This is a genomic window from Allobosea sp. 10L422, from assembly GCF_056395345.1.
Genome location: NZ_JBFTJI010000001.1, coordinates 226,283 through 241,664, shown reverse-complemented (window position 1 = coordinate 241,664; position 15,382 = coordinate 226,283). Strand labels below are relative to the sequence as shown.

The 15,382-nt window shown below is 64.4% G+C and carries 9 protein-coding genes; 5 read left to right on the top strand and 4 right to left on the bottom strand.

From position 1 onward, the window contains the following. Positions 1–56: 56 nt before the first annotated feature. Both AC1DEZ_RS01110 and AC1DEZ_RS01105 read right to left on the bottom strand, forming a co-directional pair. On the bottom strand, positions 57–1,457 hold the full coding sequence (locus AC1DEZ_RS01110; RefSeq protein WP_476778286.1) for an HlyD family type I secretion periplasmic adaptor subunit: 1,401 nt from the start codon (positions 1,455–1,457) through the stop codon (positions 57–59). After that, complete coding sequence (locus AC1DEZ_RS01105; RefSeq protein ID WP_476778285.1) at positions 1,457–3,172, bottom strand: type I secretion system permease/ATPase; 1,716 nt, start codon at positions 3,170–3,172, stop codon at positions 1,457–1,459. The genes AC1DEZ_RS01110 and AC1DEZ_RS01105 overlap by 1 nt, the downstream gene beginning before the upstream one ends. 880 nt (positions 3,173–4,052) lie before the next feature. Between AC1DEZ_RS01105 and AC1DEZ_RS01100 the strand changes: the two genes are divergently transcribed. Continuing rightward, positions 4,053–5,462 carry a calcium-binding protein gene (locus AC1DEZ_RS01100; protein WP_476778284.1) on the top strand — a complete coding sequence of 470 codons (1,410 nt, stop codon included), beginning with the start codon at positions 4,053–4,055 and terminating at the stop codon, positions 5,460–5,462. A 541-nt stretch (positions 5,463–6,003) separates the two neighbouring features. On the opposite strand, the gene AC1DEZ_RS01095 is transcribed toward AC1DEZ_RS01100, so the two are convergent. Further along, a complete protein-coding gene (locus AC1DEZ_RS01095; protein ID WP_476778283.1) occupies positions 6,004–6,354 on the bottom strand; it encodes a hypothetical protein in 351 nt (116 codons plus the stop codon). 347 nt (positions 6,355–6,701) lie between these two features. Next, on the bottom strand, positions 6,702–10,466 hold the full coding sequence (locus AC1DEZ_RS01090) for an autotransporter domain-containing protein (RefSeq protein WP_476778282.1): 3,765 nt from the start codon (positions 10,464–10,466) through the stop codon (positions 6,702–6,704). 880 nt (positions 10,467–11,346) lie between these two features. Here AC1DEZ_RS01090 and AC1DEZ_RS01085 point away from each other — a divergent pair. From AC1DEZ_RS01085 to AC1DEZ_RS01070, 4 genes are all read left to right on the top strand, one after another. Beyond that, entirely contained in the window at positions 11,347–11,808 is a 462-nt protein-coding gene (locus tag AC1DEZ_RS01085; RefSeq protein ID WP_476778281.1) for a (2Fe-2S)-binding protein, read from the top strand. Between the two features lie 10 nt (positions 11,809–11,818). Then, positions 11,819–13,996 (top strand): xanthine dehydrogenase family protein molybdopterin-binding subunit, encoded by a 2,178-nt coding sequence (locus AC1DEZ_RS01080; protein ID WP_476778280.1) that lies wholly within the window; start codon positions 11,819–11,821, stop codon positions 13,994–13,996. A gap of 170 nt (positions 13,997–14,166) precedes the next feature. Further along, complete coding sequence (locus AC1DEZ_RS01075) at positions 14,167–14,655, top strand: cytochrome P460 family protein (RefSeq protein ID WP_476778279.1); 489 nt, start codon at positions 14,167–14,169, stop codon at positions 14,653–14,655. A gap of 509 nt (positions 14,656–15,164) precedes the next feature. Next, positions 15,165–15,344 carry a hypothetical protein gene (locus tag AC1DEZ_RS01070; RefSeq protein WP_441513350.1) on the top strand — a complete coding sequence of 60 codons (180 nt, stop codon included), beginning with the start codon at positions 15,165–15,167 and terminating at the stop codon, positions 15,342–15,344. The last annotated feature ends 38 nt before the right edge of the window (positions 15,345–15,382 follow it).

Genomic DNA, 15,382 nt, shown 5'->3' with positions numbered 1-15,382 from the left:
GAATCGTCCCGCAACATCGAGGCCTCCTCCGTCGCATTGATCCCCCGCCGTGTTGTTCAACTCTCCTTGAAGGCGCGCTGCACGCGTAGCATCAACGGCTGCAGCAGGTATTCCGCGAAAGTCCTGCGCCCGGTCTCAATGAAGATCTCGACGGGCATGCCCGGCTGAAGCGAGGCGAAATAAGGAGTGAGCTCCGGCGCTTGCTGGAGGTCAACCTCGGCCTTGTAGAACGACCTGCCTGATCTCGGGTCGATGAGCGCATCGGCCGTGACCATCGTGACGGCCCCGGCGAACAGGGGCGTGCGTCTCGAGTTGAGCGCGAGAACCCGCACGCGCGCGGGCTGCCCGACCCTTACCTCGTTGCGATCGCTCGGCTTTACCTCGCCCTCGACGATCAAACGATCCTGCATCGGAACGATGTCGAGCAGGGTTTCACGCGGATTGAGGACCGCGTTCAGGCTCCGCGTGTTGAGGCCGACGACGAGACCTGCTTCCGGTGCGCGGATCTCGCTCCGAACCAGCGTGTCGCGTGCCGCCGCTATGCGGTGCCGCGCATCGGCGATCCGTTCGCGCGCGGCGTGGCTCTGCTTGGCGATGTCCTCGAGCCAAGCGTAGACGGTTTGTCGACGCCTGTCCTCCAGCTCGGCGATCTTGCCTCTCGATTGGGCTACCGACGATGCATTTGTCGCAATCTGGGCTTCGACATCGGCTTCGGCTCGTTTGAGCGCAAGAACCTTCGGCCGCCGGGCCAGTCCCTTAGCCAGCAGAAAGTCTGTATCCTTGATTTCCTCCTGGAGGTAGGAGAGCTGCCGCACCAGGCCGCCCGAGCCGCTCTGAAGCCCTCGGATTGCTTCCTCCAGCTGCAATATCTGCTGATCGATGAGCTTGCGCTCCCCTTGGAGCGAGGTGGCCCTTGCCGCGAATTCGGAAAGCTGCGTCGCCATTGCCGACCGCGCCTCCCTGTTCGTCGTATTGGTTTGCAGTTCGTCGGGGAACGAAACCTCGGCTGCGCCTGCCTGTTCCGCCTCAAGACGCGCCTCCATCGCAAGATCGGCGAAGAGCTTGGTTTCGAGAACCCCGATATTGGCCTCGATCTGCGTCGTGTCGAGCCGAGCGAGGAGCTGGCCGCGTTCGGCCTGCTCGCCTTCGCGGACGAGAATGGCTTTGACGATCCCGCCTTCGAGATGCTGCACCGCGCGGTGCTGCGACAACACCTTTACCACGCCAGGTGCGATGACCGCGCTCGCGAGCGGCACGGCTGCAGCCCAGGTGCCGAAGATGCCGAAGAGAAGGATCAGGAGCACGGCCCCCCAGCGCACGAGGGAGGTGGTCTCCGACCGTGGAAGATCCGCTAGCTGGGCCAGGTCGGGGCCGACGGCCCGGATGAGTCCGGCGGGCCGGCCATCCTGCACGACGCTGAGCCCGCGCGACGGGGAGGGGGTGGCGACGGCAGGCATCAGCGCCTCCTGTCGATGATGTCGGACCTGGCCTTCTCATTCGGGGCAGGGCGTGAATGACGCATCGGCGTCGCGCCTGCCATGGTCTGCGGGAGCACTTCGCAGGGAGGACCAAACGCCACCTGGACGCCGTCCCGCAGGAAGAGAATGAGGTCCGCCACAGTGAAGAGGCGCGGGCGATGCGTGACGATGACCAGCGTGGTTCCCCGCGCCTTCGCCTCCCGGATCGCTGCGCACAGCGCCTCCTCGCCCTCCGGGTCGAGATTGGAGTTGGGCTCATCGAGCAGGATCAGCCTGCGCTTGCCGAAGAGCGCGCGGGCGAGCCCGATGCGCTGGCGCTGCCCGCCGGAGAGCTTGCTGCCATCCCGGCCGATATCGGTCTCGTAGCCGTTCGGTAGCGCCAGGATCATCTGATGCGCGTTGGCTTGCCTGGCGGCCCCGATCACGTCGGCATCGGTCGCCGTTTCATCGAAGCCGGCGATCGCCTCGGCGACGGTGCCACCCAATAATTCGACATCCTGGGGCAGGTAGCCGACATAGCGCCCGAGTTGATCCGGGTCCCAGTGCTCCAGCGAGGCGCCGTCCAGCCGAATCGTGCCCGTCGTCGGCTTTTCGAGCGCCGCGATCATTCGCAGCAATGTCGATTTGCCCGCACCTGTCGGGCCGATGACGACGATGACGCTGGCCGGTGGACAACGGAAGCTGATGCCCGCCAGGGCCGACCGCCTCGCATTCGGATTGCGAAACGCGACGGCGCTGATGTCGAGCGCGCCGAGGGGAGGCGGGAGGAGCGTCCGGCCCTGGCAGATCAGGGCGGAGGCGACGGCGCCGCGCACGTGAACCCAGGCATCGCGCGCCGAGGTCAGCGTGCGCAACCCGGCGACGAGTTGCTCCATCGGCGCCAACGTGCGGCTGATGAGGATCGAGCTGGCCATCATGCTGCCGCTGAGCACTTCGTTCTGCAGCACCAGCCAGGCGCCGGTCCCGATCGCCGCGACCTGGAGCATGATCCGGACCGCGCGCGCGAGCGAGGCGATCAGGGCCACCCGCTCATTCGCCTTGACCACGGGCGCCAGCGCCGCGTCGTTGAGCCGGAGGAATTCGCGGATCGCTCCATGCGTCCACCCCATCGCCCGGACGAGGCTGGCATGGCCGACGATGCCGTCCAGGGCGCGTTGCGCGCGCAGGGCCGTCCCGGACGCCTCCGCCAGCTCGGCACGCGCCACGCGCCCGCTCACGAACGCCAGCAGGAGCAGGAGCAGGGAGCCCATCAACGCAATCGTGCCGTACCACGGGTGGATCAGGTAAAGCACGACAACGAAGGCCGGCAGGAAAGGCGCGTCGATCAAGGTCGAGGCGGTCCCGCTCGACAGGATGTTCCGGAGTTCGCGCACCCTGACCATGTCGTGAGTGCCGGCCTCGTTCCGCTTCGTCGAGTCCGTGATCGCCGCCTTGAGCACGAGCGGCGCGAGCAATCGCTCGAAGCTGACGGCGAAGCGACCGAGCAGGCGATTGCGCAGGATGTCGAAGCAGGCGCTGAAGCCGAGCGCCACCACGGCGAGACCAGTCAGCCCGACGAGCGTGTCGATATTGCCGCTCGTGATCACCCGGTCGAAGACCTGGATCGAATAGAAGGGCAGGATCAGCAGGAGCAGATTGATCGCGACGCTGAAGACGACGACCCAGAGCAACGCCCGCCATCCCGGGATCGCCATGAGAAGCCTGCTGCCCCTCAATAGGGCGGCGTCGGCGGTGACCCTGGTGCGGAACCCAGGGTTCCTGCGGCTTGCAGACGCGTCGGACATGTGTCCTCGGACTGAAAGAAGCGCTTGCGCGATGTTGCGGGAGGATGAAGCCGACCCGAAAAGCCGATGGGACGAGCTCATGCTCCGGCGCATTGGAGCGTGACGGGAGGCTGGCTTCAGATCGCGCCGTTTGGCGGACGCATCCGAAGCTGCGAAATTCCGATCCGGGGAGGGGAGCCCCTATTGCCCAGCCATGTTGCTATCGGGAAATTCTCTAGCGCCCACGCCACCGCAGCCATGATCTCGCCTCCCTTGATCCAGCACGCCCCTTCGTGGATTTGCGCAACCACCGGACTTGGCCGGTGCCGCTTTGCAGCCATGGAAGGGCGGCCCGAAAGCGGAGAGGCGACGCTAGGGAAGCTTATCCTCCGGCATAATCCCCATTTGGTGACAGAAACGGTTTGAGGCGATGACCACCTGCAAGTGTCAGCGATCCGGGAATGCCGGACTTACCGGCGGCGTCGGTGCGCTTGCCTCGATAGCTGGGCGGAATCCATTCGGCGAATATTTGCATTGATTGCAGCGTAAATAGCAGCGTTGAGCGCTCGAATTCCTATAGATTAAGCCAGTTCGACTTGGGAAGTGAGCCTGAAATAGCGTCGGCCTCGACGGCTTTTGTCTCCAAATGGGGATTGCGCCGGCCCCCTGCATCTTCCTAGCTTTCGCCACCTTCGCAAATTTCTCGATCCGCGACGAAATTTCTCGATCCGCGACGATCGATACCCTGCGCAAGACCGCGCATGGGCGGGCGCGTGCCTATGCGAGGGGCTCTGCAGCAGGGAGAACTGCCATGGCGATTATCAATGGTACACCCGGCGACGACATCATCCCCCCTCCGGATACGAGCGGTGACGACATTATCCACGGCTTCGCCGGCAATGACTCGATCGACGCGGACGGCGGCAACGATTTCGTCAGCGGTGGAGCTGGCGACGACGATATTCTCGGCGGCGTCGGCACCGATACGCTCGATGGCGATGCCGGCAACGACACGATCAGCGGTGGGGACGGTGACGACGTCGTCAACGGCAATGCCGGCAACGACATCCTGGCCGGCGATGCCGGGGACGATACCGTCAGCGGCGGCGCCGGCGCCGACAATATTCTCGGCGGTGACGGCAACGACACCCTGTCCGGCGATGCCGGAAACGACACGATCGGCGGCGGCGATGGCGACGACGTCATCAACGGCAACGCCGGGGACGATACCCTGTCCGGGGATGCCGGGAACGATACCCTCAATGGCGGCGCCGGCAACGATACCGTCGATGGCGGCGATGGCGACGATATCCTCAACGGGGCCGCAGGTGCCGATACGCTGAACGGCGGGGCCGGGGTCGACACGATGGACGGCGGCGCCGGCAACGACACCTTGAACGGCGATGCCGGTGACGACGTCATGAACGGCGGTATCGGGAACGATACGCTGAACGGCGGCGACGGCAACGACACCATGAACGGCAATGCCGGCAACGATACGATGAGCGGCGATGCCGGCAACGATATCATGGAGGGCAACGCCGGCGACGACGTCATGGATGGCGGTGACGGCGACGACACCATGGGCGGTGGCGATGGCGACGACACACTGGAGGGCGGAGCCGGTCTGGATACGCTCAATGGCGGCGACGGCGATGATACGCTGAGCGGCGGAGCGGATGCGGATACGCTGAATGGCGACGCCGGCGACGATGAGCTGAGTGGCGGGGACGGCAACGACACGGGCCACGGCGGTGACGGCAACGACGCCCTGACTGGCGGGGCCGGAAACGACACCCTCTGGGGCGACGCCGGAGACGACGAGATCAAGGGTGACGCCGGCAGCGACGAGCTCCATGGCGGCGAGGGTAACGACGAGCTCGACGGCGGAAACGGCGCCGATAACCTATACGGCGACGCTGGCGATGATCTGCTGACGGGCGGCGCAGGCACCGACACCTTCCATTTCGGTGACGGTGCCGACACTCCGTTTGGCGATGACGAAGTCACCGACCTCAATGCGGGGGACGAGGACGTCATCGAGGTCGATGTTGCCGATCCGACGACTGTCGAGGTGACGGTGGACGATTCCGGCCCCAGCGTCGTGTTGGATTTCGGCTTCGGCACCATCCAGATCGACGGTGTTTCGGGTGGCGGCACGTTCACGTCGATCGACGACATCAACAACGCGCTGGGATACGATGCCATCACGCTCGTGTGACATCGCCTTGCCGAGGGCGGCGGCGCTGGTCGCCGCGGCCTGCCGCGAAACGGGTCATCCCGGTCCGTATCGTGCCATTGCGGGTTCTGTGAGGTTACCCGGAGGACGTCCTCATCGCTTCTCCGCGACAGCCAGAACCCGCGCGCTCCCGAAGTCCTAGTGAAGGTCGGCGACAGGCCTCGCGCGGGCAGACAGAGCTCTGTGGCGTGGACGACGTTTGATCGTCCGGCACGGCACGCGACGACGACAGGGGGCATCGCCCCCGGCAGCAAGAGTGATTCGCATAAGACATATTATGGAACAGACATGCGGTTTGGATCGTGTGGCATCCCGGGGTCAATCGGCCTGACAGTCTCAGCAGCAATGGCGAAGGCATTGGGATTGCCGATACGCCGGCTGCGACCCTGAGATCGGCGATCATTCCACCAAGCCTTAGAGGCGCCGTCGGTGTGCGACGCTCCAGCGTCCCGAGATTCCGGGCGTTGATTCGGCTTGATATCCTCAAGGGATCGCTCGCCGTTCGACGCGAAGCTCCCATTTGTCAGCAATCGACCGACTGTACGAAGCTGCGCATCGTCGTCATGGAACGGATTGCCTCGACCGATTCCTCGCCGACGCCGATTGAGACGCGATCGAGGATGTCTTGGCAGGCCTTTTTTTCCGTCTCTGAAACGAAGCAGCGCTTGCTGATGCTCCGCTCAGGCCTTGGGCGTGGTGAGACCGCCCTCCTCGCTGCCAATTCGATCAAAGATGATGTCGCCTCGGAAACGGGCAGCATCGTGACGCGCCACTGGCCGTTGCCACGCTCGCGATCGGACTGCAGATGCTGTCCTGGCTCAGGGCGCTTGGCGCCAACGAAAATGGCCCGGCCAGCCGGAGCTGACGCGGCCATAGAATTCGGTCTTCCCTCCTGGTCAGATGCGCCCAAACCAATCCTGCTGCAATGAATCCGGGGAGCAGATCTCTGGTTCGCCAAGCATAAAGGGCTAGGGACACCGCAAATAATACATAGATCACGATCGAAACGCTGCGTAAACTCAGGCTATCAGGGCAAATTTAAAAAAAACGGTTTTCGGCCGTAATATCGCATGGGTCCATTGCTGACGAACCCGTTTGGGGGAAGAGTGACGGGCGGACTGCTGGGCCGCAGCGCATGAACACAAAATGGCCCGGCCCCCTTTCGGAGACCGGGCCAGATGAGAGCTGAGCCGGTTGGACCGGCTAAACCATCGACGAGCCTCAGAAGCTGACCCTGATCTGGGCCGATCCGCCGAGGCGGCTGCCGCTCGAGGCAAGTTCGCCGTCGAGGTTGAGGCCAAGCGAGACGCGCTCGCTGAGTTTGGCGCTGATGCCGGCGGCGACCAGCGCGCTGTTGCGGTCGACTTTGGCTCCGGTCGCGGCGAACGCCAAGCCAGGGAGGCCCACGAAGCCCGCAGTCAGGTCGGCATCGCGCTGGAGATAATGCGCCCAAGCAGCACGAACATATCCCGTGACCGGCATGCCGCCGAAGACGCTGTCCGCATCGAGCTGCAGGCCGAGTTCGCTGCGCGACGTCACCTCATTGCGTTTGCCGATGGCGAGTGCGCCGGCGCTGGCGCTGGCGCCGCTCCAGTTTGCCTCCAATACCGCCGGATTACGCGCCTGCGTGGCCTGGATGGCGGCGAGCGGCGAGAGGCTGAACCCGCTCCAGCTGAAGGCCGCTACGCTTGCCTGCAGGCGTCCGCTCCAGGCTGTGGTCTCGTAGGATGACGACAGGCTGCTACCGAGTGCCGGGATGCCGCGGCTGACGTCGTTGTCGAGCCGGGCATAGCTCGCTGCGGCACCAAGCTTGACCGGACCGAGTTGCGTGACGCCGTAGAGGCCGGCCTGGAAGACATCCGCGTCGATCTTGCCGACCAGTCCGGGCAGTGAAGCCCGGGCCTTGCCGCCGGCGATCGCAAGGCCGGCGACAGTGCCGGGCATCAGCCGAACGTCGATACCGGTCGCGATATGGGCGTCGTCGATCGTGCGTCGGGCCGAGCCAATCGCCGCATCCCCGTCGGTGCGACCGTATGAGCCGAAAGCCGAGCCCCAAACCGAATAGACCGGTGCATCGAGCCTCGCCGGCGCCGCGGGCTCATCAGCACCCTTACGCACCAGCCCCGAGAAGGCCGCCGCTCCTGGACCGGGCGCAGCGAGACCAAGCCTGCCCGCCGCCATCGGATCGAGCATGGCGCGCAGGAACTGATCGGCCGCGCCGTTTGCCAGCGCCGGCGCCGCGGTGTGGATTTCGCCAGAGAGTTGGTTGACCGCGGCCGGGATCGCCGCCGCCGGCAGGTTGTAGATCCCGAACAGCGAGGATGGGTCGCCCCCGGCTGCAACCGCCCAATCGATCACCGACGCGATCGCAAAGGCGTTGGCCGGGGCGACGACGCCGAGACGGGGCGAGGTGGGCGCCGGTGCCGTCGGATTCTCGACGATCGGCACCAGCGGCTTCGGAGCGAGCGTCAGTTGGACGTCGGTGGCGGTGTAGTTCACTGTCGTGGTGACGCCATCGCCGAAGCTTCCCGTCGTGTTGACGGGACTGAAGGTGCCGGTGCGTCCCGCTGCCGCCGACAGCAGCGTGTAGGGGCTGTTGAAGGAATAGGCGCCACCGAGCGGAATGATCTTCAGCGTGCCAGCAAGCGCCGCCGTGCCAGTGACGTTGACGCGGTCCGATACCGCGCCCTGGATCTCGGCCTCGTATACCGAGCCGGCGGTCAGGGTCAGATTGCCGTTGACCGTCATCGTACCCGGTGAATTGCCCGGAGCGAGGGTTCCGGTGATGACGACGCCTGGAACCTGGCCCGAGCCGCTCAAGCGCCCGGCCGCCCCAATCGTAAGCCCCGAGGAGGAAGCGATTGAGCCGTTAACGACGAGCGTGCCGCCAGTGATGGACGTCGCGCCCGTATAGGTATGCGTTCCGCTCAAGGTCAGCGTGCCCGGCCCAGCCTGCTCGACGCTGCCGCCTCCTGAAATGACACCGGCATAGGAGACGTTGTTCGATCGATTGTAGACCAGCGAACCATTATTGTTGATCGAGCCGACATAGGCTCCGGTGCCGCCAAGCCAGCCAGAAGTGCCGCCACTTCCGAGCTGAAGCGTGCTACCTGCATCGATGGTCACGGGAGCCCGCGAACTGCTCGTGCCGGTCAGGATGATCTTGCCGCCACCGGTAATCGAGATCGCTCCCGTATTCGGTCCCGTCACAACTCCGGCGTAAGTCATCTCGTTCGAGCGATCGAATACGAGCGTTCCATAGTTGGTGACGTCGCTGGTAATCGAGCCCGTGGTGCCGCCATTGCCGATGCGCAGTGTTGCCCCGGCGGAGATGCCCGCCCCTCCCGTGAAGTCACTGGCGCCAGAGAGAACCTGTGTGCCGCCCGTAATTTGCAGGCCGCCGGATCCGTGCAGCGCGCCAGCGAAGGTTCCGGAAGCGTTGTTCACGATCAACCCGGCCGCGCCAAGCTGCACCGTGCCCGTCGCCGCGCCGGTCAGCGCCTTTATCTGAGCGGAGGCCGCAGCGGTAACATCGAATGTGCCGTTCACCTCGACGCCGCTAGAGGCGTTGACGCGCCCTTGTCCTGACAGCGCGAGCGTGGTGCCGGGAGTGATGGTGGTGGCGCCGGTATAGCTATTCATCCCGGTCAACGTGACTTTTCCCGCCCCGTTTGCGGTGAGGCTGCCACTGCCGGAAATGTTTCCATTCAAGGTGAGTGTTGTACCGGCATCTGGCGAGAAGGTGCCCCCTCCCACGCCCAGCGTGATGCCACGAGCCGTTGTAATATCGGCAGTCGTCGCCAGCGCCCCGCCCGACAGCGTCAGCCCGCCAGCCACTGCGCCTAACGCACCGTCGGTGCTGATAGCGAGCGCGCCGCCAGTCACAACCCACGGCGTCGTGCCGGTCGTGCTATTCGTCAACGTCCAGGTGCTCGTCCCGGCTTTAGAGAAGGCCTCAAAGCTTCGGAACTGACCACTTCCCCCGATCTGGGAAGCGTCGAATGTCGCATTGGTCGAGCCGCCAAGGATCAGCGTGTCGGTGCCGCTACCGCCCTGCACAACACCACCGATCGTCGCTCCGCCGTGGAGTTCGAGGCTGTTTGCGCCGCTGGTAAAGGTGATCGCATTCGCCTGGGTCCCATCGCCACCAACTCCCCCAGCAACAGACCCGGAAGACGAAACGACCAGTTGCGCGCTGGTCGCGGTGATGCCGACACCGCCGGCCCCGGCAACTCCGCCCGCTCCGGTCCCGGCTCCGCCGCCGGTTCCGCCGGCAACCAATCCATTGATCGTGACGACCCCCGCCGTACCCAGGGCGATGCCCGCTCCCCCCTCGCCCGCCGCGCCGCCGGGTCCATTGCCCATGCCGCCGCCGTTACCGCCTTTGACATCCCCGTTGAAGGTGAGATCACCAACACCGCTGGTGAACAGCAGCCCGATTCCGCCGCTGCCTCCACTACCCTTCTGGGACACGCCACCGCCGTTGCCTCCGGCGCCGCCATTGCCGCCGGTGATATTGACGCTGTAGGTGCCAGTTACGCCAGCTCCGGTAACAACCGCGCCGTAACCGCCGGCGCCGCCTCCTCCGCCGCCGCCGGTCGAAGCTCCCCCGTTTCCGCCGTTGCCGCCCTTCGCATCAATGACAGGAAGGGCCGCCCCGACCGCTCCATGGGCACCACCACCGCCGCCGCCTGCGCCCTGCGTTGAGCCGTTGGAGCCGTTTGTACCGTCTGCTCCGGGGCTTGCGCCTCCCACACCGCCAGTGCCAAGCGCGCTTGCGGCACCACGACCGCCAGCGCCACCGGTAATACCTGCGCCACCGCCGGCGCCGCCACCGCCGTTAACTGTGCCCGTTCCCGCGACATTGCTGCCACTGCCCGCGGTTCCGTTTCCGATCGCACTGTTGACGCCACCAGTGCCACCTGTTCCGGCCCCCCCTGTGCCGCCAGCACCGCCGCCTGCCAAAGTTGGACTGGCGGCGACCAAGGTTAGCAGTGCGACTCCTGAGAGAAGGGCCGTGGCCCGCACAGGCCAAGTTCGAACGACAATTTCATTCCTCTTGCCAGTCAGGCAAAAATGCAGCGCAGGCGTAGGCATCGGCGTATCCTCAGTTCCCCGTGCTTACCGGTGTGGCGGCCAACATCTGGCAGCCTCGAACGGAATGTGCTCGGGTCCGTCGAAAGGTCGACGGCAAATCGCAAGCAAAAAGAAATGACTTCGCCGCAGCACGTTGCAACGATTCTCAGACATCCATCGGTAACGGACCCTAAGTAAGGCATCAAGCTTGGGAGTTGCGAAAGCCACCCAAATTGCAGCGGTCGCTTGGCCACCTAGCTGGCGGCCGGCCAACTCTTGATGAGAAGAGCCGAGGAGAGTGGCCGTTTGCGCCGGCCACGCGGTCTTGCGGCGGTCAGCCGCTTGAATCCGTCCGGCACCGCGCTCGCGATCGGGACGATATCAAGAAGTATCCGCAGTCACCAGATGCTGGCGCGCGATGGACAGGGCGACTGACCGCCAATCTCAAGCAGCTGGAGCGGGCCAGCGGCAAGCTCGCCGTGCCGGGGCCGGCGATCGGCGGCGAGAGGTCCTTCGCCACGACGATGGCGGCTGTGATGCGGGCCGCCTTGCGCTCGCAGCTTGAGAAGAGAGCTCAATGGCGCTCTCCACCCGGATTTTTGCGCCTACGCCTAGATGTTCCCGGGTAAGTATTCGCATCGGGACATCCCTGGCGGTATCGGTCACAACTTCCCTCAAGCGGCGCCACAGGCCTTCGCGGACGCCGTCCGTCGAAGCCGCCAAATGCGTTTGATGCGGCGCGCTCTCCGGTTCACTGTTCCAGGACGAGCCGATTGACAGGGAGAAGTCCATGCCCTTCACGCTCAAGATCAACGGCAAGACTCATCGCGTCGATGTTGATGACGACACGCCGCTCCTATGGGTCTTGCGGGACGTTCTCGGCATGACTGGAACGAAGTTCGGTTGCGGAGCCGCATTATGCGGCGCCTGCACCGTTCATATTGACGGCGTCGCCACACGCTCATGCATCACCCCGATCGACAGCATCGGTCAGTCGCAGGTGACGACGATCGAGGCCATCGGCATGACACCGGTCGGGGCGAAGATCCAGAAGGCCTGGCTCGACCGAGAAGTCGTGCAATGTGGCTACTGCCAATCCGGACAGATCATGTCGGCCACAGCGTTGCTGACGCAGAACCCGCACCCGAGCGATGCCGACATCGATGACGCCATGAGCGGCAATATCTGCCGTTGCGGCACTTACCCGCGCATCCGCGAGGCGATCAAGCTCGCCGCCGGCACTGGCGGCTAGGGAGGCGATGATGATCCGGGATCGCAACCCAACCACCACATGTGACCGCGCCCCGTCGCGGCGAAGCTTCCTCGCGGCAAGTGCCGCGGTTGGAGGCGGCTTGATCTTGGGTCTCAACCTCCCAACTGGCCGCAGCGAGGCCGCCGGCCCCGCTTCGTTCACACCCAACGCCTTCGTGCGGATCGGCAATGACGGGCGCGTTGTCCTGACCATGCCCTATGTCGAGATGGGCCAGGGTACCTACACCGCGATCCCGATGCTGATTGCCGAAGAACTTGAGGTGAGCCTCAAGGACGTCAGCCTCGAGCACGCGCCCCCGAATGAAAAGCTCTACGCCAACCCTCTGCTCGGCGTGCAGGCGACTGGTAATTCCAACGCTGTGCGAGGTGCATGGAAGCCGTTACGCGAGGCGGGAGCCGCAGCCCGGCTGATGCTGGTCGCAGCGGCGGCAAAGCGTTGGGGCGTCGAGGCGACGTCATGCCGAGCCGAGAATGGCGAAGTGATCCATCAGCCCAGCCAGCGCCGCCTCAAATACGGCGAATTGGCCGCGGAAGCCGCGAAACTCCCAATTCCCACCAGCGTCGCTCTCAAATCACCGGATGCGTTCAAGCTGATCGGCTCGCGCGCCAATCGGCTTGATACGCCGGCGAAGGTCAATGGCACGGCCCTCTACGGCATCGATGCGCGCCCGTCGGGGGTCAAGTTCGCGACCCTCGCACAATCGCCGGTGTTCGGAGGTCGCCTGAAGCGTGTCGATGATACCGCAGCCAAGGCCGTCAAGGGCGTCCGTCAGATGGTCCGGCTCGACGACGCGGTGGCGGTTGTCGCAGACCATATGGGCGCCGCGAAAAAGGGCTTGGCCGCCCTCAAGATCGAATGGGACGACGGTCCGAACGCGTCGCTCACCACGGAAGCGATCGCGAAGGACCTCGAAGAGGCGGTCCGCGCCCCCGGCACGGTGGCGCAAAACATCGGCGATGCCGATAGCGCCATGGCGCAGGCCGCCACGAGGATCGACGCGATCTATCAACTTCCGTTCCTGGCTCACGCCACGATGGAGCCGATGAACTGCACGGTCTATCTGCGCAAGGATACATGCGAGATCTGGCTCGGCACCCAGGCAGTGGCGCGGGTTCAGGCGATGGCTGCGAAGGCTGCGGGTCTGCCTTTGGATCGGGTGATTGTCCATAATCACCTGATCGGCGGCGGCTTCGGACGACGGCTGGAGGCCGATGGAGCGGTTCGCGCCGTCGAGATCGCCAAACAGGTCAACGGCCCGGTCAAGGTCGTGTGGACGCGCGAGGAAGACATCCAGCACGACATGTATCGACCGTACTGGCTCGACAGGATTTCCGCTGGCCTTGATGACAAAGGTCGGCCGGTCGCCTGGATCAACCGGTTCGCGGGCCCCTCCGTCATCGCCCGCTGGCTGCCGCCGGCTTTCCAGAACGGGCTCGATCCCGATTCGACGGAGGCCGCAATCGACCTGCCTTACGACCTGCCGAATTTCCATGTCGAGTTCGTCCGGCGGGAACCGCCGGGCATTCCAACCGCCTTCTGGCGCAGCGTCGGCCCTTCGCACAATGTCTTCGTCACCGAGAGCTTTGTCGACGAGATGGCCGTGGCAGCCAAACAGGACGCAGTCGCGTTCCGTCGCTCGCTCCTCGGCAAGTCGCCGCGGGCAATGGCTGTCCTTGACCTAGCCGCGGAGAAGGCAGGCTGGGGCCAAGCCCTGCCCGAGCGCACTGGTCGAGGCATCGCGTTGCAGCACGCCTTCGGCAGCTACCTGGCGACCATAGCTGAGGTTCAGGTCGCTTCGGATGGTGCTGTGCGCGTTCGCCGGGTCGTCTGCGCGATCGACTGCGGAATCGTCGTCAACCCGGACACGGTCGAGGCACAGCTCCAGGGCGGAGCGATTTTCGGCGCGACGGCGGCGCTCTACGGAGAAATCACGCTGAAGCAGGGCCGCGTCGAACAAGCCAACTTCGACACCTATCAGATCATGCGGATCAACGAAGCGCCGGTCGTCGAAGTCCATATCGTCAAGAACGCCGAACTGCCGGGCGGCATCGGCGAAAATGGCACGTCCGCAATCGTTCCCGCCATCGCCAACGCTATATTTGCCGCCACGGGCAAGCGGCTCCGCAAGATGCCGGCAGATAGCCAGTTGCTGAAGGAGCCGGGCTAGGCGACCGAACAACAAGGCCGGCGGAGACTGTTCCTTGCTCCGCCGCGCGTCTTCTGTCGACAAGCAGGGCCGCCGCGCGCACCCTAAATCCTCACGCAGGTCATCGACATCAGGGAGGATCAATCATGAAGCTCCAGAGTCAGCTGACGCTTGCCGCGGGCTCGGCCGCGATGATCATTCTCGGAGGCGTCGCCCTATCCGCACAGGATAAGTATTCGTTGCAGTCGCCGAGCGGAATCGCCTTCTCCGACTTCAGGGGTTACGAGGATTGGTCGGTCGTTTCCTCGGCTCGCACCGACGAGGTGCTGAAGGTCATCGTCGCCAACCCGATCATGATCGACGCCTACAAGGCAGGGATTCCAGGCAATGGACAGCCGTTCCCTGATGGCTCCAAGATCGTGAAACTCCAATGGAAGCCGAAGAGGAGCACAGAGGCGCCGTTCATCGTCGATGTGCCCGATACCTTTTCTCAGGCTTTCGTCATCGAGAAGGATAGCAAGCGCTTTCCGGACAGCGGCGGCTGGGGGTACGCCTTGTTCAACTACGAGGCCGCATCGGACACTTTCACGGCCGATTCCAGCCCCTCAGACTGCGGCCACGTTTGTCATGTGAAGGTGAAGGCCAAGGACTACATTTTCCATCCTTACCAGAAGAGATGACGTTCGGTCCTGGAGCGATCGGCAGCGCAACAGGCGATGCTCGTGCCGGTCAGAGCTTGGACAGTTGACGGATCGCTCTGTCAGTCGGGAAGCCCTTGCTTCCGTCATTTGTTCGCACCTGCCGCAAGCTGAGCGCTTTTCCGGCTCTTCATTCAGAACGAGGCTGGCACATATGCCGAGCGTCGCCAAATGATCAGAGGGGGCATTCACGCCGATCGTCGAGCATCTCAAAGGGGCGAACCGGGCTCCCATCGACGCTGTCGCCGGCGACGCGTTGGCGTCCTCGACGCCGACGACGTGCATTCGGTGTGGCTGTGCGGCTTGGCGGCTCGCTAGGTCAACATGGCGCCGGACCAGCGTCGCGAAACGTCAGCTCCGCTCTCTGGCAGATGCTCAACGTCCGCAGCTGGCGCGACCTGGTGGTTGGTCTCGGCAGATATCGGTCAATTTCATCGCTATTGTTGCTATAGGTCGGCTCCTCAAATGTGAGCGCAACGCAGGAGCGGATTATGACCGAGCGATTTGAACGGCACCGCCAACCCTGGACCTCCGAGGAGCTCCAGAAGCTGAAATTGCTGGCTGGAAAGGGCATGGCCTTGAAGGCGATTGCGAAAGCGATGACTCGTAGCGAGGAATCCATCAAGGACCGCGCAAAACGCGACGGCATCGGTATCGCCAAACTCCGCTAGAATCGGAGCCTCAAGAGCCGGCATCTCGTGCCAGCCGT

Bases quoted from the DNA above. Each gene is read 5' to 3' on its own strand.
- AC1DEZ_RS01105 (WP_476778285.1), bottom strand. From the start codon at position 3,172: ATGGCGATCCCGGGATGGCGGGCGTTGCTCTGGGTCGTCGTCTTCAGC.
- AC1DEZ_RS01095 (WP_476778283.1), bottom strand. From the start codon at position 6,354: ATGGCCGCGTCAGCTCCGGCTGGCCGGGCCATTTTCGTTGGCGCCAAG.
- AC1DEZ_RS01070 (WP_441513350.1), top strand. From the start codon at position 15,165: ATGACCGAGCGATTTGAACGGCACCGCCAACCCTGGACCTCCGAGGAG.
- AC1DEZ_RS01085 (WP_476778281.1), top strand. From the start codon at position 11,347: ATGCCCTTCACGCTCAAGATCAACGGCAAGACTCATCGCGTCGATGTT.
- AC1DEZ_RS01110 (WP_476778286.1), bottom strand. From the start codon at position 1,457: ATGCCTGCCGTCGCCACCCCCTCCCCGTCGCGCGGGCTCAGCGTCGTG.
- AC1DEZ_RS01080 (WP_476778280.1), top strand. From the start codon at position 11,819: ATGATCCGGGATCGCAACCCAACCACCACATGTGACCGCGCCCCGTCG.
- AC1DEZ_RS01075 (WP_476778279.1), top strand. From the start codon at position 14,167: ATGATCATTCTCGGAGGCGTCGCCCTATCCGCACAGGATAAGTATTCG.
- AC1DEZ_RS01100 (WP_476778284.1), top strand. From the start codon at position 4,053: ATGGCGATTATCAATGGTACACCCGGCGACGACATCATCCCCCCTCCG.